The sequence below is a fragment of the Bradyrhizobium sp. SYSU BS000235 genome, from assembly GCF_049747295.1.
In the GTDB taxonomy this organism is placed as follows: domain Bacteria; phylum Pseudomonadota; class Alphaproteobacteria; order Rhizobiales; family Xanthobacteraceae; genus Afipia.
On record NZ_JBMHJM010000001.1, the window covers coordinates 2,645,077 to 2,664,530 of the forward strand.

Consider the following 19,454-nt stretch of genomic DNA (forward strand, 5'->3'; position numbering starts at 1 on the left):
GCGCCGGGCGGTGTGGGTGTCAAACGAGATGTTGTTTTTCATGTTGGACCGATCCGGTTATTCCGCGGGAGTGGTGTTGCTGATTGCGCCGCTGGGCGCGTTTGCTGAAGCGAGTTGTCCGTGATTGCCGCTCTTCATTAAAGCGCGCTGACGGCGCTGGCGCAGCCACACGAGAATGCCGGTGACGCCGAGCACAGCCGGCATCAATCCGGTGACAAAAACAATCAGGCGCCAGATCGCTCCGGCGTGGCTGCCTTCATGCAGCCAGCGAATCCAGAATGCGATCCGGTCACCTGCCAGTGGTTCGACGGTGCTGACGGCGCCGCTACGGTCATTGATCAGGATGGTTGTCGGTTCGGACTTTCCGGCTTCGCGAAGCTGAACACGCCATGCACCGGTTTGCGGTGAAGGAAAGAAGATTGCAGCCACCGCTGCGTTCGGCCGTGCCGCTGCAACTGTGTAGATTTCTGCCGGAGAGCGCTGGGGATTGGCGATGGCCTGAGGTCCGCCGCCGCCTCGCTGCTGCTCAGTGATCGGCGCGACTGTGGAGAGCACAGAGCGGCCCTGCTGCGGCCACGCGAGATAAATGCCGGTGAGCGACAGGAAGGCGAGCGGAGCGCAGACCCAGAAGCCGGCCAAGTAGTGCAGGTTCGAGGATGTCGCCGGGCTGCGTCTCCACGCAAACGCGCGCGCCCACTGGTTATGACGCGGCCACCACAGATACAGACCCGTTAATGACAATACGAGCATCGCGACGCCAACCCAACCAACGATGTCACGGCCATAATAGAACGGGATCGTGAGGTTTTCATGGAAAACGTGCATGAAACCGAAGAACGACGCGCGGAAATCGACCAGGTTCAAGACGCGTGAGTCGTTGCGGTCCACGTAAGCCGTCAGAAAAGGCGGCCTTTGCCCTTTGGGTGCCTGTCCGCGCAGCGAGATCGTCATCGGGGCGCGCGGACTTTCCGGAAAGCGGACGACGGTCGGCTGGAATTTGTCGCCGGCTGCCTGCTTCGCATTGGCAATCGCCAGCGGCAAATCAACGGGGCCTTGCGGCACGGATGCTTCGCGAGGCGTCCGCATCATTTCGTCGATGTCGTCGTGATAGACGAGGATCGCACCTGACAGAGCGATCGGCACCAGCAGAACGAACAGGCCGATACCAAGCCACAAATGAATATTGCGCCAAAGCCGCTGCGGCCATCCACGACGGCGATGTGATGTTCGTTCTGACATTTGGATTCGTTCTAAAGTGAGCGATCTAGATGAATTCTAAAAAGGCGCCGTGATCGCGTCTTGTGCCACTTCTTCTAGTCGCAGTGCACACATGCTCGCAATTCCAAATGGCGCGAACGGGCGCAGTTTGCAGAGGTTCTAATTTTACCTCTCTTGTCTTGCGGCCCGCGATTTTCCAGAACCTGCCCTGCGATCGCCGTTCACGTGAACGTGCGAGACGTTTCCAAAATTTAAGTTGGTGGGGCGAGCAGGAATGTATCGGGGTCCGATCGGCGCAGTTGAGAACAACGGGCGCGATAACAACAACATGAATGGGGCTTCGGTCCAGGCGCTGTCGTCATTTGTCCGCGCGGCGAAAAAGCCGGCGCCTGCCATGTTGAGCCTCGCATCGATGATGCTGGCGACCGGCGCGATCGCTCAAGAAGCGCTCCCGACCATCGATGTTCAGGAAACGAACAACAATGGTGCCAACGGTGGTGGTTATCAGGCAACGAGCTCGCAGCTCTCACGCATCCCGACGCCTCTGATTGACACACCGCAGACGATTAACGTCGTGCCGAAGCAGGTCATTCAGGAGCAGCGCCAGACCACGATGGAAGATGCGCTGCGCTCGGTTCCGGGCATCACCTTCGCTGCGGGTGAAGGCGGCCAACAGGGTGACAGTCCCATTATCCGCGGCTTTGCGGCGCGCGGTGACTTGTTCCGTGATGGCGTGCGTGACCCGGGCTGGTACACGCGTGACCTGTTCTCGGCCAATAGTGTCGAAGTTTACAAAGGGCCGTCCGCATTCGCGTTCGGTCGTGGCGCCACCGGCGGCGCCATCAACGTCACCAGTAAGCTGCCGACGTTTAATCCGGTACCTTATCTTGAGGGCACTGTGACGGGCTCGACAGGGCCGGGCATTCGCGCGGAACTGGATGCGGCGGGCACAAAGGGTGAAGTCTCCGGCCGCATCGCGGCTCTCTATCAGGACGTGGATACGCCGACGCGCGATGACGTCTACGTCAAGCGCTGGGGTGTTGCGCCGTCGATCTCGGCGAATGTCGACGACAAGACCAAGGTGACACTGAGTTACCTCTATCAAGGTGAAGAGAGCAGGCCGGACTATGGCTTCACCTTCTTGCCAACGCCTAGCTACAATAAGCAAACAGGGGCATTAAATCCTGGCACAGGTGCAGGCTATTATGGCAACGGCGCGCCAACACCGCCGATGCCGACGCCGCGCGATACATGGTTCGGTGTGAGGGACGGGGATCTGCGTGATCTGACGACCACTGAAACCCACATGGGAACATTCAAGGTTGAGCGAGAGATTACTGATGACGTGAAGCTGGCGAACACGACGCGCTATATTGTCAACGATCGCTATTCTCTTCCTACGGCACTTCGAAATTTCGGTGCGTTTAGCTTTAACCAAAATCCGTTCACGATGACGGTGGGGCGCGAGCGTCGCCAGCGTTGGACAGATAACACCTATGCGGTCAATCAGACCGACCTCAATGCCAAGTTCGAGACGTGGGGAGTGAGACATACTCTCGCTGCGGGCTTGGAATTCACCAGTGAGACGCGCTCTCAAACGCGCATTGATCGGTGCGACCCTGCAGATCCCGCGTGCCGCAACAACGTAATGAACCCTTATCCGATTGGCTCGCCGACGGGCGGTCTGCAGACGGTGTACAATCCCGTCAACACAGGAGCGAACAATCAGGCAGTATTCGTTACCGATCAGGTCAAATTCAACAAATACTTCGAATTATTGGGATCGATCCGCTACGACCGCTTCAGCACCGTCTACGACGATTGGGGAATCCAGCCTACTCCAGTTCCTGCACATTTCGCGCGCGTCGATAATCTGACGAGCTATCGCGTCGGCGCGATTGGACATCCGACGTCCAATTCCAGCGTCTATATTGCGTACGGAAATTCCTACAATCCGTCCGCGGAACTCGGCACTCTGACAAGCCCCAGCCTTGCAGCACTCGCGCCGGAGCAGACAAAGACCCTGGAAGTTGGCGCAAAAGCCGATGTGCTTAACAATCAGCTTAGCCTGTCTGGCTCGATCTTCCGAATCGAGAAGACCAATCTGCGCATCATGGATCCGATCAATACAACCGTTTCGGTTCTTGATGGCATCGCACGCGTCGATGGTGTTGAGTTTGGTGTCGTTGGCAAGTTGACAGATCAGTGGAGCATATTTGCTGGTTATAGTTATCTTCAATCGAGAATTCTTGATACGCGAGACCTGAGCCTTCTCGGTCGTGAGCTACCAAACACGCCACATAACAACCTGACAGTCTGGTCAACCTACGCGATCACGCCGGATTGGACCATCGGTGGTGGCGCGACCTATCAGTCGATGGCCTGGGCCAGCCAGAACGATGTTAGCTACGTGCCAGACTATTGGAAGTTCGATGCGATGGTCAGCTACAAGGTTACGCCGAATTCGACACTGCAGCTCAACGTCTACAACCTGACCGACAAGCTGTATTACGCGCAGTACTCGGGCGGCAACGTGGTGCCGGCGTCGGGACGCTGGGCCTCGCTCACCTATCGCTACAAGTTCGAACCGCCGCCTGCTGTGACGCCGGACAAGGTCGTGAAGTAAGCGAATTGATCATCTGTTGCGGCCGCTCCATACAAGGAGCGGCCGTATTGTTTTGAAGTTACAGTTCTTGCCAGACTTGGACGGCCAACTGTTCGGCGCTATCGCTGTTACGCCGATGATGGAGACGAAGCCATGATGCTGCATATCCCCAACGTGCTCACCCCGGAGCAGGTCGCGCGCTGCAAGGACGTCATGATGAAAGCAGCGTGGGTGGACGGCAACGTCACTGCCGGGCATCAGTCAGGCAAGGTTAAATTCAATCTGCAACTGCCGGAAGACTCCGCCGAGGCCCGTGAGCTCGGGGACATGGTGCGCGGCGCGCTGGCGCGCAATCCGATGTTCATGTCGGCGGTGCTGCCGATGCAGGTGTTTCCGCCGCTGTTCAATCGCTACGATGCCGGCATGACGTTCGGATCGCATGTTGATAACGCGATCCGCACCCATCCGCATCAGCCGGTGCGCATCCGCACCGATGTGTCGTCGACATTGTTCATCTCATCGCCCGAAGATTACGATGGCGGTGAACTCGTCGTCGAAGACACTTATGGCAGCCACAGCGTCAAGCTGCCGGCGGGTGATCTCGTGATCTATCCAGCCACCAGCCTGCATCACGTGACGCCGATCACGCGCGGCTCGCGCATTGCATCGTTCTTCTGGACCCAGAGCATGATCCGCGATGTCAGCCATCGCACCATGCTGTTCGATCTGGATATGTCGATCATCCGCCTGACGCAGGATGTGCCCAATCATCCGTCATTGGTTGGCTTGACCGGGCTCTATCACAATCTGCTGCGGCAATGGGCCGAGCTGTAAGGCTTCAGCACGCGGCAAGTTTGATTCAGGAGAAAATTGCCGGGGCATGCCCCGGCAATTTCATTTTGTATGATCAGCCGGCGATCTCGAGGCCGGGATTGGCATAAACAACGCCGCCGTCGACCGCGATGGTGTTGCCGACGACGTAGTCGCCCGCGCGCGAGGCGAGATAGATCGCAACGCCTGCCATATCTTCGTCAGAGCCGATGCGCTGCGCCGGAATGCGCTTGGCCAGGACGTCGGCGTGGTCACGTGCCGCCGTGTTCATGTCGGACTGAAACGCGCCCGGCGCAATCGCAGTTACCACCACATTGTCCTTGACCAGCTTCGCCGCCATGCGCCGCGTCAGATGGATCACCGCCGCCTTGCTCGCCTGATAGGAATACGTCTCCAGCGGGTTGACGAAAATGCCGTCGATGGAGGCGATGTTGATCACCTTGGCGGGACGTTCAGGCGAGCCTGCGGCGCGCAGCGGCTTGGCCAGCGCCTTGGTCAGGAAGAACAGCGACTTGACGTTGAGGTTCATCACCTTGTCCCAGCCGCTCTCCGGAAATTCGTCAAACGCCGCGCCCCATGCGGCGCCGGCATTGTTGACCAGGATGTCGAGCTTCGGTTCGCGCTTGATGATCTCGTCCGCGAGCGTCTGGCAGCCGGCCACGGTGGAGATGTCGATCGGCAAGGCAACGCACTCGCCGTCATACTTTTCGGTCAATTCCTTGGCTGTCGCCTCGCACGGCCCTGCCTTGCGCGCTGTGATGTACACGCGCGAGGCGCCGTAGGCGAGAAATCCGCTGGCGATCATCTTGCCGATGCCGCGCGAGCCGCCGGTCACGACAGCGACGCGGCCTTTCAGCGAAAACAGATTTTCAAACATGCATCCTCCTGACTGCTTTGGTGCGGATATAGCGCCCGCAGCGACGGGAGAGTCAAGGAAGGCTCACGTAAGATGCGTGTTTGAAACGCTGTTCTGAGTTTGAGGCCGATGTTGGTCGCGCCGAACGAACTCAGGCGGCGTCCACCCGGCGAAAACCATTCCACACCGCGGTCGCGGCGCCTGATGTGAGCACCGAAAGGAATCGTGTGCTTTGGTAATTGCCGTTGAGCGAAATCCGCGGCAGCGCCGTGAGGTGATCGGCGTTTTCGGGAAAGATCATCCCGGGACGCGTGGTGACCGCAGTTTTAAATCCAAGCTTGTGTGCGATGGCGAATTCGCGGGCTGTCGCAGCGGTCTTGTAACCGTAAGGATAAGCGAAATGCAGCGCTGGCTTCTGTAACTCGGCCTCTACTCGTTCGCGGCTGACGCGCATCTCGCGAGAGGCTTCGTGTTCCGTTTCGTTCGCCAGATTGCAGTGACTGATGGTGTGCGCGCCGATGGTCACCAGCGCATGGTTTGCGAACGGCTTGAGTTCGTCCCACGACATGCAGAGCTCGCGTGCGATTCCGGAATCATCGACGCCATGGCGCGCGCACAGGCTGCTGACGGCATGTTGAACGTGCATGTCGCTCGGTAACCCCTGAAGCCAGTTGAGCATCCGGTTGAATGCGTCCTGCTTGGCGTCGGTGCCGCGCGCATCGATACGCGTTGCAATACCATCGAGCTCCACGTCGAGCGTGTCGACTGCGGCAATCAACCGTTCAAGGGCCACCCACCACAGCCGGCCTCGGCCATCGGCGAAATCACTGGCAACATAGACCGTGAACGGAGCGTCGAAGTCTTGCATGACCGGCAAGGCATGGTCGCGATTGTCGCGATAGCCATCGTCAAACGTGAAACAGGCGAAACGGCGGCTGAAGTCTCGCGCCGTCATGCGTCGGTAAGCTTCGTCTACCGAGACGATATCGATGCTCAGCGCGCGAACGTGGACCAGGACCTCGCGGAGGAATTCGGGGGTAATTTCGAGGTGCCGGTTGGGCTGGAACAAAGAGTCGCGGGCAGGACGGACGTGATGCAGCATGAAAATGGTGCCAACGCCTGCCAGAATGGGCCGCAGGACATGGTGGGCGCCGGTGAAGTACAGCGCATCGAAGCCGGCGCGGATGATGTTGTTGCGAAGCTGCTTCATGGGCGGTGGGCCGGGCCATTTTGGGTATCAACGGCGGAATATTTGACCGGAACGGCTGAACAAAGGGTTAGGCAAGCGGGCAAAAGGCAGGCAATGCAGCCGGCTTCATTTCTAGTTTGACACTCAGCCAAGGGTTTGTTTTGTCTGCTTTCCATCAGGTAAAGGTTTGGAATGAGCCGATTTTCCCGCTGGGGACGTAAATGGTGGCCGGGGTTGATCCCTCTTGCCCTGGTCTGGATCGCCGCGATCTGGACCAGCAGCGCGCCCATCGAGAAAGATCTCGGTGCGCGGGCCGTTGATGCGCTCAGAGACACCGTGCTCGATAAAACCCGGGTCGATGTTTCCGGCCGTGATATTCGGCTGTCAGCGGAGGCGTTCTCGGAGGAGGGGCGACGCAGCGCGCTTTCGCAGGTCGAGGCCGTCAATGGTGCACGGCTTGTGAACGATGACACGCGTTTGATTGCCGAAGCCAAGCCGTTTGTATGGTCGGCGGAACGTGACGTTGTCAGGGTGACCCTTGGCGGCAGCGCGCCGTTGCCGGCAGTGAAAGCGAAGCTGTTGGAGGCCGCACGCGTCTCTCTCAAGGGCACGGAAATCGCGGACCGTATGACAATGGCACGCGGTGCACCGCCGCGCTTCGAGAGCGCGGTCCTGTTGCTGATCGATCAGATTGGTCGCCTCAAGGAAGGCAAGATTACCCTCAGCGATACCAGCGTCAGTCTTTCCGGCATGGCCCGTGAAATCGGTAGCCGCGAGGCGATTGCTGCCGCGCTCAAGAACTTGCCCGAGGGGTATTCGGTTGCTGAGAACGCCATCAAGGCGCCGCCCTATATTTTCCAGGCCAACAAAGACCCCGTTGCGAATACCATCACGCTCGCCGGTTACGTTCCGGACAACAACACCCATGCGGCGATTGTCGCCGCGGTCGGCCGCAAGTTTTTCAACGAGAAGATCGTCGATAATCTGAAGGCCAGTACGGGTGCTCCCTCCGGATTCTCAAATGGCGTTATTTCGGCCCTCGGTGCACTGTCCCGCGTTTCGACCGGATCGCTGGTTGTCTCTGATCGCGATGTCAAACTGTCGGGCGATGCGCTTTATGCCGTGGCAGCCAATCAGATCCGCGGCGGCCTGAACAGTGATCTGCCGCAGGGCTGGAAGGCCAATGCGGAAGTGTCGGTGAAGCCAGTCGCAAGTCCTGTCGATGCGACAGTCTGTCAGCAGCTGTTTGTCGACCTCCTGAGCAAGGCGAAGATCAGGTTCGATTCCGGCCGTGCAACCATTGATCCGGATTCCATCGGCCTTCTCGATCGTCTGATCGAAACCGCGCTGCGGTGCCCATCCGCCAATATCGAGGTTGCAGGCCATACTGATACCGATGGCGACGATGCGGCCAATCAGGCGCTTTCTGAAAAGCGCGCGCAGGCCGTGGCGGATTATCTGATCAAGGCCGGATTGCCGCCGGACAGGTTGAGGGCGGAAGGTTACGGCAGTTCCAGGCCGGTTGCCGATAACGATACCGACGAAGGCAAAGCCAAAAACCGGCGCATCGAGTTCGTGGTGAGGTAGGGCCCATGTTGTATCTTGCCATGTTCAATTGGCCCTGGTTGCTGGCGGCGGCCCTGATCGGCCTGGCGATGGGGTGGATCGCGGTGGTTCACCGCGGCCAGGGATTGACCAACGCCATGATGCAGAAGATCGGCGTCTTCCTCGCAGCGTTGATCATCGCTTCCGCCCTGCACCTTGCTCCCGGCCGGGCGGGTTACTGGCTGGATCTCGGGTTGATCCTGTTTGCCGTCTATATCGCAGGCTGCGCAGTGGGATCCTGGCTGCGCAACCTCGTGGTTTCACGGGATATCCCGGCGTCTTGAGGCTTCGCTCCGACGCCCTATTTGAGTGGGGCATGGATTTCACTGCGCCATTGGATGGCCTCCGCCGAGGTCCAATTTGAGTGTTTTTCAATGGTTGGCAGTTGGCCTCTGCCGTGTCCCCGGCTGCATCAAAAAGTATCGCCGCGGTATTCAACCATTCGAATTAATCTCGCGGGCCTCGCGGTTGCCGGGCGGGTCTGCTAGGACCTTTGTTAAGCCGATGCATGATAATATCGTAGGTCATGCATGCGTGCTGATCATGTCGGGTTCGAGGTCTTGATGCTGGAAACACTGCGCGGAGCGATCGCGTATATGCGCGAGAAGCAGCTTCTTCATAAGCTCGGCGTTGCGCTCAGCGTCGCGATCATCGCAGCTGCCTGCTACATCCTTTACACCATGCTCCAGGATCTCGATCTCGACGATCTCTATGGGGCGCTGCGGGACACCGAAGCCCGTACGGTGATCATGGCCGGCCTCTGCGTCGCCGCAGGTTACTTCACCCTGACATTTTATGATCTTTTCGCTCTGCGGACCATTGGTCGGAGCGAAGTGCCATACCGGATCGCGGCTTTCGCCGGCTTCACGAGCTATTCCATCGGTCACAATGTCGGCGCCAGCGTCTTTACCGGTGGTGTCGTCCGATACCGCGTTTACTCAGCGCACGGCCTCTCTGCCATCGATGTTGCCAAGATCTGCTTTCTGGCGGGGCTGACGTTCTGGCTTGGCAACGCAGCCGTGCTCGGCCTGGGCGTCGCATATCACCCGGAGGCGGCCGCTTCGATCGACAAGCTGCCGGTTTGGCTGAACAGGTTTGCCGCCATCTGCATCCTGATAACCTTGGCCCTTTACGTCATCTGGGTTTCGATCCGTCCGCGCGAGGTCGGCCGTGGCAATTGGACGGTTACGCTGCCGGGAGGTTCGCTGACCTTGCTGCAAATCGCGATCGGCATCGTCGATCTCGGTTTCTGCGCCCTGGCCATGTATTTCCTGGTTCCGGATGAGCCGCACGTCGGTTTCGTCGTGGTCGCCGTCATCTTCGTGTCGGCGACGCTGCTGGGCTTCGCCAGCCACTCGCCGGGCGGTCTCGGCGTCTTCGATGCCGCCATGCTGGTCGGGCTGTTCCAGTTCGACAAGGAAGAACTGCTGGCAGGCATGCTGCTGTTTCGCGTGCTCTATTATCTTGTGCCTTTTGTTCTTTCCGTCATCTTGCTCTCGCTTCGAGAGTTTATCGTCGCGCTTCGGGCGAAGCGGGTCGCGGCAGCCTTGCGCAGGCTGGACGAAGCTGCCAAGCCGCAATCGGCCCATGGTTCGCGGTCTCCCGCCTCATAGTTCGAGACCGTATTTTTCATACAGGCAGTTTTCCGGCGGCATGACGACGAATTCAACCACCTCATCGAGCTTTGCAGCGTGGCCGGACCGGCTGCGGCGATCGGCCATCGTTTTGATGGCTGTGATGCTCGGCTTGTCTGCATCTGTGATGTTTGGCGGTCTCTCGCTTCAGCATGCGGGATTAATTTTTATTTGCGTGCTGGGTGCCGCGCTGGTGCCATGGAGTTTGCACCACGCCGTGCCCGTCACCGACGATCAGGCCGGCATGCGGCCCGCCGAGGCGCCCGTTGTCCAGGCGCTGGTGGGCGGGATGCCGGAGGCTGCGGTGTTGCTCGATCGTGCCGGCCGGGTGCTGCACTTCAACGTCGCCGCGGCTCAACTCGCTCCGGCTTTGCGCAAGAACGAGCTCGCGCTGTTTGCGTTGCGCACGCCGGAGATCATTACCGCCCTGCGTCAGGCGATTGCGACGCGCGAGTCGCAACGCGCAACGTATGTCGATCGCGTTCCGATTGAGCGCTGGATGGAAGTGATCGTGACGCCTCTGTTGCTGCCGACGGCATTCGGCGGCACCGAATATTGTATTCTCATGACGTTCCACGATCAGACGCCGCTGCGGCGCGTCGAGGAAATGCGCGCGGATTTCGTTGCCAATGCGAGCCACGAGTTGCGTACGCCGCTGGCAGCGCTGTCCGGATTCATCGACACGCTGCAGGGACCGGCGCGGGATGACGTCAGGGCCCGTGAACGGTTTCTCGGCATCATGCATGCGCAGGCGACGCGCATGGCGCGGCTGATCGACGATCTGCTCTCGCTTTCCCGCGTCGAACTCAGCGCCCATGTGCGCCCGGACACGTTGGTCGATATCGTTCCGCTGGTGCATCAGGTGATCGATGGGCTTGAGCCGCTGGCAAGCGAACGGCAGGTCACCATCGAGGCTGAATTTCCCAACACAGCAGTCACTATCGCCGGCGATACCGAGGAATTGCTGCGCCTGTTCGAAAACCTGATTGAAAACGGCCTCAAATACGGCGCGTCGGGTGGGCGGGTTGCTGTTTCATTGACGGAACCTTCTACCAATGACGGTAGCGAAATCCGCTTCGCAGTTCGCGATTTTGGACCCGGCATTGCGCCGGAGCATTTGCCACGACTGACGGAGCGGTTCTATCGCGTTGACGTCGGTGACAGCCGTGCGCAGGGCGGCACCGGCCTTGGTCTGTCGCTGGTGAAGCATATCGTGCAGCGGCATCGTGGCCGGTTGCTAATCGAGAGCGTGTTCGGTCACGGTGCCACGTTCACGGCCTGCTTTCCCACACTGAAGGGCGCGGCGAAGGAGTAGCGCCGGGGTGCAGGCCAAGGCTTGCACCGCCTCATGTCGCTGCGGCACGTCGTCCGCAACTTGCAACGCTCCAAACACGAAAAAAGCCTCATCGGTGAGACCGATGAGGCTTTTCGCATGAAGCTGAGAAAGCTTTTGCTTTACTTGCCCGGAACGCGTGCCTGGCGGCGACGATCGCCAGCGGGCTGATAGGCGATGCGTGAGTGATGCGCGCAATACGGCAAGCTGTTCAGGGCCTTGCCGCCGCAGAAGAAGAAGTCCGGGCTGCCCGGATCGCCGACCGGCCAGTGGCAGGTGCTTTCGTTTAACTCCAGCAGCGACAGCCGCTGGCTCATGGGAACCACATTGTCGTAAGCGATCGGATCCGGCTCGGCCTCGATCTCGAAAGCTTGGGCCAGGGCGGTATTTCCGCGCGAGACCGGGCGGGAGATCCGCATCATGTGTTGAGCGGGGCGCACCTTGCGCTGGCGCGGCGCCGCTGAGGATGGGCTCTTGGCGCGTCCCGACAGTCCCAGCCGGTGAACTTTGCCGATCACGGCATTCCGGGTGATATTTCCAAGCTCGGCTGCGATCTGGCTCGCCGAAAGACCGGCTTCCCAGAGTTTTTTCAGTTGTTCAACGCGATCGTCGGTCCAGCTCATTACCGTCATCGCACAGTTCCTTTTGGTATCGCACCGGCCTTCTGGCGCGGCGTCGCGATTGCAAATTTCCCAAAATCCCTGCGGTCAGAATCCCTTAGCCCTCGCCGACCGTATGAAACGACCGGGCGTTTACGCCTACTACCGGGACCATCGAGGATCAGAACTGCCGCACGAGATGTCGTATCCGACAATTCGAAAGCTACAATATGGCGCGACTCACGCGCAAGAGTCGGCCATTGCGCGTCCACATGTTCCGAAGAAAAAGCAACTGAATTCGTCGTTCTGTCATGTCGCAAAAGACGCCCGCGTATCTTCCGAGGGGTTTACGCGCGTGCATTGCAGAACGTTCCGGGCCTGTTTTTGAAGGCCAGATGACGCTCGAAAACGGCTTTTGTCCGTGTTGACACCGGTAGGCTCCCCAATAGAATGACCGCCACGTGCCGCCTTTCCGGGCGGCACGTTTTGTTTCCGGGCCAGGCAAGCGAGTCACGACGTCACAGTGCTCGCTATTGTTGCCAGCCTAACACTGCAAATCAGGTCGTCATGAACCAAAGCGCCACGCCGCAAGTCGAGTCCCACATGTTGCCGGTTTTTGCCCGGGTCGATGTCGCGTTTGAGCGCGGCGAAGGCCCCTGGCTGATCTCGACCAATGGCGACCGCTATCTCGATTTTACGAGTGGTGTTGCGGTGAATGCGCTCGGGCACGCGCATCCGCATCTTGTCGCTGCGCTGCAGGAGCAGGCGGCCAAGCTTTGGCATGTTTCCAATCTTTTCAGGATTCCGGAGGGCGAACGTCTTGCCGCGCGGCTGTGCGAGGCGAGCTTTGCCGACGTTGTCTTCTTCTGCAATTCCGGCGCGGAAGCGATGGAAGCCTGCATCAAGATGGCGCGCAAGTATCAGGCCGCGAACGGCAAGCCGGAACGCTACCGTCTGATTACATTTGAAGGTGCTTTCCACGGTCGCACGCTCGCGACGCTCGCGGCAGGCGGCCAGCAGAAATATCTCGAAGGCTTCGGCCCCGTTGTCGAAGGCTTCGACCAGGTGCCGCTTGGAGACCTTGAAGCGACCAAGAAAGCGATCGGTCCACACACCGCGGGCATCATTATCGAGCCGTGGCAGGGCGAGGGCGGCGTGCGTGCCGCGGATCCTTCATTCTTCCGCGCTCTGCGCCAGCTCTGCGACGAGCACGGCCTCGTGTTGGTGTTCGACGAAGTGCAGACCGGCATGGGTCGCGTCGGCTCCCTGTTTGCGCATGAACGCACCGGCGTCACGCCCGACATCATGGCGCTGGCAAAAGCGCTTGGCGGCGGCTTTCCGATGGGCGCTTGCCTTGCGACGTCGGCAGCGGCTGTCGGCATGACGCCCGGGACGCATGGTTCGACATTCGGCGGCAATTTGTTGGCATCGGCCGCCGGCAATGCGACGCTGGATGTGATGCTCGCGCCGGGATTCTTCGATCACGTGCAACGCATGTCGCTGTTCATGAAGCAGAAGCTTGCAGCAATCGTCGATCGCTATCCTGATGTCGTGAGCGGCGTGCGCGGTGATGGCCTTCTCATCGGCCTGAAAGCCGTCGTGCCGGCTGCCGATCTCGGCGTTGCGTTGCGCGATGAAAAGCTCCTGACGGTCGGAGCCGGCGAAAATGTCGTGCGCCTGTTGCCGCCGTTGATCGTCACTGAAGCCGAGATCGAGGATGCTGTTGCACGCGTCGAGCGGGCCTGTGCGAAATTTGCGCAGCCGGCGGCGGTGCGGGGGGCTGCGCAATGAGTGCAGCGCCGCGTCATTTCCTCGATCTGTTCGATGTTCCGACTGCGGAGTTGCGGTCGATTCTCGACGCCAGTGTCGCGATCAAGAAGCAGCTCAAGAGCAGCGCCAAGCCGGACAAGCCGCTTGAGGGCAAAACGCTTGCGATGATTTTCGACAAACCGTCGACGCGCACGCGCGTGTCGTTCGATGTCGGCATGCGCCAGCTCGGCGGCGAAGCGATCATGCTGACCGGCGCCGAGATGCAGCTGGGCCGCGGCGAAACCATCGCCGATACCGCCCGTGTGCTGTCGCGCTTTGTCGATGCCATCATGATCCGAATCCTGAGCCACGATGCGCTGATGGAACTCGCAACCTATGCGACCGTCCCGGTGATCAATGGCCTGACACGCCGCTCGCATCCGTGCCAGGTGATGGCGGACGTCATGACGTTCGAGGAACATCTCGGCCCGATCAAGGGACGCACCGTGGCGTGGACCGGCGATGACAATAACGTGCTGGCGTCATGGGCGCATGCGGCGGAGCGTTTCAGCTTCAATCTTCGCGTCGCGACGCCGCCGGAACTGGCGCCGAACAAGCTGCTGAAGGACTGGATCAAGTCGGTCAACGCACCGATCGTGCTGGGCACAAGCCCGGAAGACATGGTGCGCGGCGCGGACTGTGTCATCACCGATACGTGGGTGTCGATGGGCGACAAGGACGGCGAACATCGCCACAACCTGCTCAAGCCCTATCAGGTCAATGCCAAGCTGATGTCGCTCGCCAAGCCAGATGCGATCTTCATGCACTGTCTGCCGGCGCATCGGGGCGATGAGGTCACCGATGAGGTGATCGACGGTCCGCAGTCCGTGGTGTTCGACGAGGCCGAGAACCGGCTTCATGCTCAAAAGGGCATTCTGGCCTGGTGCCTTAACGCGGTTGCGTGATTTGGGCCTCTCACGGTCTCTTTTTCGCGCGGCGAAGTGACCTATATAGGTGACGTGTGCTCCGGCAGATCTCCTGCGCTGCCGGAGTTTTATGTTTCGCCGGTTTGAGCGTTCATCTGCTGCAAGCCAAATCCACCTCATCAGAGAATGCTCATGACGCTTGAGACCTCCGTCCGCGCTCCGTCAGCCACGCCTGTCGATGATGCCGTCCTTCCGTTCGAGGTGAGCGCGTTGGATGTGCGCGGCCGGTTGACGAAAATGGGGCCAGCCCTCGATGAGATTCTGACCAAGCATGACTATCCGGCGCCGGTCGGCAAGCTGCTTGGTGAGGCCATTGTGCTGACGACGCTGCTGGGCTCCTCGTTGAAGTTCAACGGGCGCTTCATTCTGCAAACACAGACCGACGGCCCGGTGTCGCTGATCGTGGTCGATTTTCATGCGCCTGACCGGCTGCGTGCCTATGCCCGCTTTGATGCCAGCAGGCTTGAGGCCGGCCAGGACTCCGCAGCTCTGCTCGGTCATGGTCATCTCGCCATGACTGTCGATCAGGGGGCGGATATGAGCCGCTATCAGGGGTTGGTCGCGCTGGAAGGCGGTAATCTCGAGGATGCGGCGCATGAGTATTTTCTGCGTTCAGAACAGATCCCGACACGGGTGCGCCTTGCTGTCGGCGAAGAATTTCGCGGCGGTGACGGGCCAAAGCACCGTTGGCGCGGCGGCGGCATGCTGATGCAATTCCTTCCCAAGGCGCCGGAGCGCGCGCGGCAACCGGACCTGCACCCCGGGGATGCGCCGGAGAACGCCGTGGTGCATGAGGTGCCTGAGGACGATGCATGGGCCGAAGGGCAGTCGCTGTTCGGCACCATTGAAGACCTCGAGTTGATCGATCCTGAACTGTCAGGCGAACGCCTGCTGTTCAGACTGTTCCATGAGCGAGGTGTCCGGGTGTTCCCAACCCAGGACGTCCGTGCGCGGTGTTCCTGTTCGCGTGAGGCGGTGGCGGGGATGTTGTCCAGTTTCACGCCGGAAGACCGTGCCAGTATGGTGGAAAATAACCAGGTCGTTGTGACCTGTGAGTTCTGCAGTTCGGTCTACGAATTCACGCCGCAGGAAGCGGGCGTCGTGCCGGACGCCGGGACTGGGACGGCTCAAGACTAGAGGATATTCGGTTCTGATTGAGACAGAACCGAAGCTCTCACTTCTTGTTTTTGATGGGTTTTCTTCAGGCGCACCGGCCGCGGCTTGGCTCGAAAGCGCCCTAATTCAGGGTTCGCCTCAGGCCGGGGCTGTCGAGCGAAAACGCTGGAATGTCGATTTCAAATGGTTCGCCGTCCTCGGTGACCATCTGATAGCTTCCGGTCATGAACCCCGACGCGGTCGAGAGCGGTACGCCACTGGTGTATTCGAACCGTTCTCCCGGCTCGAGGATCGGCTGCTCCCCAACGACACCTTCACCGTGCACCTCTTGGTTCCGGCCCGTTCCGTCCGTGATGATCCAATGTCGTGTTTTGAGCTGGACGGTTTCAGGCCCTGAATTCACGATCACGATGGTGTACGCCCAGAAAAACCGCCCATCCTCGGTAGAGGAGCGTTCCGGCAGAAAAGTCGGCTCGACGATCACTTCGATCTGGCGGGTGACGGCGCGGTACATGGGTTGGTCCAAATCCGGTATTATCCCAGGATGCAAGGGCTTCCGCCCAACCATCCAACTGCCTTCAATACTAGCTCCGGTCTCAACGGCAAGATACGACCCGGAACGATCATTGTTTCACGCGGTTTTTATCCACCATGCTTCGGGAGGCGTGTCCATTTGAATGGTTGCAAATTGCGAGCCGTATTGATCTTCCGTAAGACTGCGGAACGTGGTTTCCCAGACGGTGCCGAAATCGAATGACGTTCGTGACCCCCCAGATGACCGATCGGGCCGTCGCGGAGGTGCCGTCCATGAAGGTGACAGCACCGGTATCCGCAAGCGAGCGCGAGCTGCGTCTCGACCTCTTTCGCGGCATTGCCTTGTGGCTGATCTTCATCGATCACCTGCCGCCCAATATTCTAACGTGGTTCACAATCCGCAATTACGGATTCAGTGACGCGACCGAGATCTTCATTTTCATTTCCGGATACACGGCAGCGTTTGTCTACAGCCGCGCCATGCTCGACCGCGGCTTCGTGGTCGCAAGCGCAAGGATTTTCAAGCGGGTCTGGCAAATTTACGTCGCGCACGTGTTTCTGTTCACGATCTACCTTGCCGAGATTTCCTATATCGCCACGCGGTTCGAAAATCCGCTCTACGCGGAAGAAATGGGAATTCTCGATTTTCTCAAGCAGCCGGACGTGACGATCGTGCAGGCGCTGCTATTGAAATTCCGTCCCGTGAACATGGACGTGCTGCCGCTCTACATCGTGCTGATGATTTTTTTGCCGCTGATCCTGTGGTTGATGAAGCGCAGGGCGGACCTCACGCTGGCGCTCGCGGTCGTCCTCTACGCCATCACCTGGGAGTTTGACCTTTATCTTCCGGCCTATCCGAACGGCTTCTGGGCCTTCAATCCGCTCGCCTGGCAGCTATTGTTCGTCTTCGGCGCGTGGTGCGCCCTTGGCGGCGCGAAACGGATGGCGCGTATTCTTTCGTCGCAGATCACGTTCTGGCTTTGCATTGCCTATCTTCTGTTCGCCTTCTGCGTGACTTTGACCTGGCACGTCCCACAGCTCAACATCTTCATGCCGCGCTGGCTGGAGAGCTGGATGTATCCGATCAACAAGACGGACCTTGATGTTCTTCGCTTCATCCATTTTCTTGCGCTGGCCGCGATTGTCGTGCGTTTCCTGCCGAAGGACTGGCCTGGCCTGAAATCGCCTTGGCTGCGCCCCGTTATATTGTGCGGCCAGCACTCGCTTGAAATCTTCTGTATCGGCGTCTTTCTGGCGTTTGCCGGGCACTTCGTTCTGGCCGAGTTTTCCGGGGGCGCCTGGACGCATTTTCTCATCAGCGTTTCGGGGATCGTCATTATGTCCGCCGCGGCCTGGCTTTTTTCGTGGTACAAGGCTGAGGTGGGTAAGAGCGGAAAACGGGCGAAAGCCGCAGAGGGCGATGCCGACCTCGCTGGAGGCGGATCATGAAGGCGGTACTGACTGCAGGTGTCATAGCGGCCCTTCTGAGCCTCGCTCCTGCACGGGCCGAGGATGCGCCAACCTGCACTGTGCCGTCCTATCTCATTGCCACTGAAAGCTCGCTCGCGAAGGTCGCCGCGGCCGTCAAAGCGGGCAAGCCGCTCAATATTCTCGTGGTGGGTAGCGGCTCATCTGCCCTGGCGGGGCCTGACGGTGCAAATGCGGCTTATCCGGCGCGGCTGGAAGCGGCGTTGCGTGAGAAGCTCTCCAAATCCACCATCAACGTCAGGACTGATATCAGGGCGAAGAAGACCTCAGCGGAAGTGGCTGACAGCTTCGAGTCCCTTGTCGAAAAATTACCCGAGGACCAGAAGCCGGCTCTGGTGATCTGGCAAACCGGGACAATCGATGCGATGCGGTCGATCGATCCTGACGATTTCCGGACCGCGCTTGGTCATGGGGTTGATGCACTGCAAAAGGCAGGCGCGGACGCCCTCTTGATGAATTTGCAATACAGCCCACGTATGGAGACGATGCTTTCGGTCTCGCCATACAACGACACGATGCGGGTCGTCGCGCAGGAGCACGATATCCCGCTGTTCGATCGCTTCTCGATCATGCGCCACTGGAATGATGCCGGCGACTTCGATTTGTTCGGCCCGGTCCACGGCTTTGGCATGGCAAGGCAGGTTCACGATTGCATCGGCCGGTCGCTTGCGACGATGATCATCGAAGCGTCGCGCATCAATCCGGCGGAGCTTGGGATGCAGCGTTGATGCGCGTTAATTTTCGATCGGTTATTTCTTCGACAGTCATCGCCGCGTTCTTGTTGTTTCACCCTATTCAAGTGTTCGCGCAAACCGAAGCAGCGAAAACGGATGCGGCAAAGCCGCCCGTGCGGAAGGGGCTCGCAACAAAGGCTCTTGAAGCGGCGAAAAGTGCTGCGCGAGAGGCCGGTGATATTTTGAAGCGCGTTCCATGCCTGCCGGCCAAGGGGTTGACCGAGGTGCCGGGCTCGCTGCCGAGAGTTGCTCGCCGGATCGCGGCAGGCGACCCTGTGAAGATCGTCGCTTTTGGCTCGTCCACGACGGTGGGATACGGCACGTCCTCGCCGGCCTATACCTATCCGAACCGACTTCTGGAGCAGTTACGGAGAAAATTTCCGAGCGCCGATATCACGATCGTCAATCGCGGCATGGGCGGTCAGGACGCGCCCGAAATGATGAAGCGCTTCGATGCGGCCGTTCTCGCGGAGAATCCGGATCTGGTGATCTGGCAGCTTGGCACCAACACCGTTCTCCGCGGCGGCGCGGCGGACGTGGCCGCGACCGCAGCTCTGCTCGAGGATGGCATCGCGCGGCTTCAGGCACGCGGCATCGATGTCGTGCTGATTGATCCGCAATACGTGCCTGCGATCACCGCAAAAGCCGAGAACGCCAACGCGATGGTGAAACTGCTCGCCGAGGTCGGAAAGCTCAAGCACGTTGCCGTGTTTCCGCGCTTCGAGGTGATGCGGCAATGGCATCAGGACGAGAAAATGCCGTTCGACAAGTTCGTCATTGGCGACGGCCTGCACATGAATGACTGGGGTTACGCCTGCTTTGCGCAACTGCTCGGCGACACCATCATCAAGTCGGTAGGGCAGGTGAAAGCCGGCGCCAATACCCCGACCAACGTTATGACATTTCGTCCGATGTGAGCGGGCACCGCCGTTGCATCGTTGTGGGGTGAGGTCGCTCGAAAGGTCAGGAGCGCGAGA

17 protein-coding genes are annotated in these 19,454 nt (G+C 59.6%); 12 read left to right on the top strand and 5 right to left on the bottom strand.

Going from position 1 to position 19,454, the window contains the following annotated elements; genetic code table 11:
- Nucleotides 1-57: 57 nt before the first annotated feature.
- Nucleotides 58-1,239, bottom strand: a complete 1,182-nt coding sequence (locus ACP0KA_RS12340; protein ID WP_424629069.1) for a PepSY-associated TM helix domain-containing protein — start codon at nucleotides 1,237-1,239, stop codon at nucleotides 58-60.
- A 253-nt stretch (nucleotides 1,240-1,492) separates the two neighbouring features.
- Between ACP0KA_RS12340 and ACP0KA_RS12345 the strand changes: the two genes are divergently transcribed.
- A complete protein-coding gene (locus ACP0KA_RS12345) occupies nucleotides 1,493-3,844 on the top strand; it encodes a TonB-dependent receptor (RefSeq protein WP_424629070.1) in 2,352 nt (783 codons plus the stop codon).
- A gap of 132 nt (nucleotides 3,845-3,976) precedes the next feature.
- Nucleotides 3,977-4,657: a Fe2+-dependent dioxygenase gene (locus ACP0KA_RS12350; protein ID WP_424629071.1), complete on the top strand. Its 681-nt coding sequence runs from the start codon at nucleotides 3,977-3,979 to the stop codon at nucleotides 4,655-4,657.
- Nucleotides 4,658-4,730: 73 nt separating this feature from the next.
- Here ACP0KA_RS12350 and ACP0KA_RS12355 read toward each other — a convergent pair whose 3' ends face one another.
- Nucleotides 4,731-5,531, bottom strand: coding sequence for an SDR family oxidoreductase (locus ACP0KA_RS12355; protein ID WP_424629072.1), 801 nt, complete (start codon nucleotides 5,529-5,531; stop codon nucleotides 4,731-4,733).
- Between the two features lie 130 nt (nucleotides 5,532-5,661).
- The gene (locus tag ACP0KA_RS12360; protein ID WP_424629073.1) at nucleotides 5,662-6,720 is read right to left on the bottom strand and encodes a polysaccharide deacetylase family protein; all 1,059 of its coding nucleotides are present in this window, start codon (nucleotides 6,718-6,720) and stop codon (nucleotides 5,662-5,664) included.
- A 171-nt stretch (nucleotides 6,721-6,891) separates the two neighbouring features.
- Between ACP0KA_RS12360 and ACP0KA_RS12365 the strand changes: the two genes are divergently transcribed.
- From ACP0KA_RS12365 to ACP0KA_RS12380, 4 genes are all read left to right on the top strand, one after another.
- A complete protein-coding gene (locus ACP0KA_RS12365; protein ID WP_424629074.1) occupies nucleotides 6,892-8,286 on the top strand; it encodes an OmpA family protein in 1,395 nt (464 codons plus the stop codon).
- Nucleotides 8,287-8,291: 5 nt separating this feature from the next.
- On the top strand, nucleotides 8,292-8,588 hold the full coding sequence (locus ACP0KA_RS12370; RefSeq protein ID WP_424629075.1) for a hypothetical protein: 297 nt from the start codon (nucleotides 8,292-8,294) through the stop codon (nucleotides 8,586-8,588).
- A gap of 279 nt (nucleotides 8,589-8,867) precedes the next feature.
- Nucleotides 8,868-9,917, top strand: coding sequence for a lysylphosphatidylglycerol synthase domain-containing protein (locus ACP0KA_RS12375; RefSeq protein ID WP_424631574.1), 1,050 nt, complete (start codon nucleotides 8,868-8,870; stop codon nucleotides 9,915-9,917).
- Between the two features lie 40 nt (nucleotides 9,918-9,957).
- Nucleotides 9,958-11,253: an ATP-binding protein gene (locus tag ACP0KA_RS12380; RefSeq protein WP_424629076.1), complete on the top strand. Its 1,296-nt coding sequence runs from the start codon at nucleotides 9,958-9,960 to the stop codon at nucleotides 11,251-11,253.
- A 140-nt stretch (nucleotides 11,254-11,393) separates the two neighbouring features.
- Here the strand turns inward: ACP0KA_RS12380 and ACP0KA_RS12385 are convergent, their stop codons facing one another.
- A complete protein-coding gene (locus tag ACP0KA_RS12385) occupies nucleotides 11,394-11,903 on the bottom strand; it encodes a GcrA family cell cycle regulator (protein WP_424629077.1) in 510 nt (169 codons plus the stop codon).
- Between the two features lie 570 nt (nucleotides 11,904-12,473).
- Between ACP0KA_RS12385 and ACP0KA_RS12390 the strand changes: the two genes are divergently transcribed.
- From ACP0KA_RS12390 to ACP0KA_RS12400, 3 genes are all read left to right on the top strand, one after another.
- Complete coding sequence (locus tag ACP0KA_RS12390; RefSeq protein WP_424629078.1) at nucleotides 12,474-13,661, top strand: aspartate aminotransferase family protein; 1,188 nt, start codon at nucleotides 12,474-12,476, stop codon at nucleotides 13,659-13,661.
- On the top strand, nucleotides 13,658-14,584 hold the full coding sequence (argF, locus tag ACP0KA_RS12395) for an ornithine carbamoyltransferase (RefSeq protein WP_424629079.1): 927 nt from the start codon (nucleotides 13,658-13,660) through the stop codon (nucleotides 14,582-14,584). Before ACP0KA_RS12390 ends, argF begins: the two co-directional genes overlap by 4 nt.
- A 153-nt stretch (nucleotides 14,585-14,737) precedes the next feature.
- On the top strand, nucleotides 14,738-15,742 hold the full coding sequence (locus ACP0KA_RS12400; protein ID WP_424629080.1) for an Hsp33 family molecular chaperone: 1,005 nt from the start codon (nucleotides 14,738-14,740) through the stop codon (nucleotides 15,740-15,742).
- A 100-nt stretch (nucleotides 15,743-15,842) separates the two neighbouring features.
- On the opposite strand, the gene apaG is transcribed toward ACP0KA_RS12400, so the two are convergent.
- A complete protein-coding gene (gene apaG, locus ACP0KA_RS12405) occupies nucleotides 15,843-16,235 on the bottom strand; it encodes a Co2+/Mg2+ efflux protein ApaG (protein ID WP_424629081.1) in 393 nt (130 codons plus the stop codon).
- Between the two features lie 293 nt (nucleotides 16,236-16,528).
- On the opposite strand from apaG, the gene ACP0KA_RS12410 reads away from it, so the two are divergent.
- The 3 genes from ACP0KA_RS12410 to ACP0KA_RS12420 are packed head-to-tail and all read left to right on the top strand — an operon-like array spanning nucleotide 16,529 to nucleotide 19,394.
- A complete protein-coding gene (locus ACP0KA_RS12410; RefSeq protein WP_424631575.1) occupies nucleotides 16,529-17,704 on the top strand; it encodes an OpgC domain-containing protein in 1,176 nt (391 codons plus the stop codon).
- Nucleotides 17,701-18,471 (top strand): SGNH/GDSL hydrolase family protein, encoded by a 771-nt coding sequence (locus ACP0KA_RS12415; protein ID WP_424629082.1) that lies wholly within the window; start codon nucleotides 17,701-17,703, stop codon nucleotides 18,469-18,471. The genes ACP0KA_RS12410 and ACP0KA_RS12415 overlap by 4 nt, the downstream gene beginning before the upstream one ends.
- A complete protein-coding gene (locus ACP0KA_RS12420) occupies nucleotides 18,471-19,394 on the top strand; it encodes an SGNH/GDSL hydrolase family protein (protein WP_424629083.1) in 924 nt (307 codons plus the stop codon). The genes ACP0KA_RS12415 and ACP0KA_RS12420 overlap by 1 nt, the downstream gene beginning before the upstream one ends.
- Nucleotides 19,395-19,454: the final 60 nt, after the last annotated feature.

What these genes read in the sequence shown, in the direction of transcription:
- ACP0KA_RS12410 (WP_424631575.1), top strand. Translation starts at nt 16,529, where the DNA reads ATGAAGGTGACAGCACCGGTATCCGCAAGCGAGCGCGAGCTGCGTCTC.
- ACP0KA_RS12420 (WP_424629083.1), top strand. Translation starts at nt 18,471, where the DNA reads ATGCGCGTTAATTTTCGATCGGTTATTTCTTCGACAGTCATCGCCGCG.
- ACP0KA_RS12345 (WP_424629070.1), top strand. Translation starts at nt 1,493, where the DNA reads ATGTATCGGGGTCCGATCGGCGCAGTTGAGAACAACGGGCGCGATAAC.
- apaG (WP_424629081.1), bottom strand. Translation starts at nt 16,235, where the DNA reads ATGTACCGCGCCGTCACCCGCCAGATCGAAGTGATCGTCGAGCCGACT.
- ACP0KA_RS12360 (WP_424629073.1), bottom strand. Translation starts at nt 6,720, where the DNA reads ATGAAGCAGCTTCGCAACAACATCATCCGCGCCGGCTTCGATGCGCTG.
- ACP0KA_RS12400 (WP_424629080.1), top strand. Translation starts at nt 14,738, where the DNA reads ATGACGCTTGAGACCTCCGTCCGCGCTCCGTCAGCCACGCCTGTCGAT.
- ACP0KA_RS12355 (WP_424629072.1), bottom strand. Translation starts at nt 5,531, where the DNA reads ATGTTTGAAAATCTGTTTTCGCTGAAAGGCCGCGTCGCTGTCGTGACC.
- ACP0KA_RS12390 (WP_424629078.1), top strand. Translation starts at nt 12,474, where the DNA reads ATGTTGCCGGTTTTTGCCCGGGTCGATGTCGCGTTTGAGCGCGGCGAA.
- ACP0KA_RS12415 (WP_424629082.1), top strand. Translation starts at nt 17,701, where the DNA reads ATGAAGGCGGTACTGACTGCAGGTGTCATAGCGGCCCTTCTGAGCCTC.
- ACP0KA_RS12365 (WP_424629074.1), top strand. Translation starts at nt 6,892, where the DNA reads ATGAGCCGATTTTCCCGCTGGGGACGTAAATGGTGGCCGGGGTTGATC.
- ACP0KA_RS12385 (WP_424629077.1), bottom strand. Translation starts at nt 11,903, where the DNA reads ATGACGGTAATGAGCTGGACCGACGATCGCGTTGAACAACTGAAAAAA.
- ACP0KA_RS12350 (WP_424629071.1), top strand. Translation starts at nt 3,977, where the DNA reads ATGATGCTGCATATCCCCAACGTGCTCACCCCGGAGCAGGTCGCGCGC.
- ACP0KA_RS12375 (WP_424631574.1), top strand. Translation starts at nt 8,868, where the DNA reads ATGCTGGAAACACTGCGCGGAGCGATCGCGTATATGCGCGAGAAGCAG.
- argF (WP_424629079.1), top strand. Translation starts at nt 13,658, where the DNA reads ATGAGTGCAGCGCCGCGTCATTTCCTCGATCTGTTCGATGTTCCGACT.
- ACP0KA_RS12340 (WP_424629069.1), bottom strand. Translation starts at nt 1,239, where the DNA reads ATGTCAGAACGAACATCACATCGCCGTCGTGGATGGCCGCAGCGGCTT.
- ACP0KA_RS12380 (WP_424629076.1), top strand. Translation starts at nt 9,958, where the DNA reads ATGACGACGAATTCAACCACCTCATCGAGCTTTGCAGCGTGGCCGGAC.
- ACP0KA_RS12370 (WP_424629075.1), top strand. Translation starts at nt 8,292, where the DNA reads ATGTTGTATCTTGCCATGTTCAATTGGCCCTGGTTGCTGGCGGCGGCC.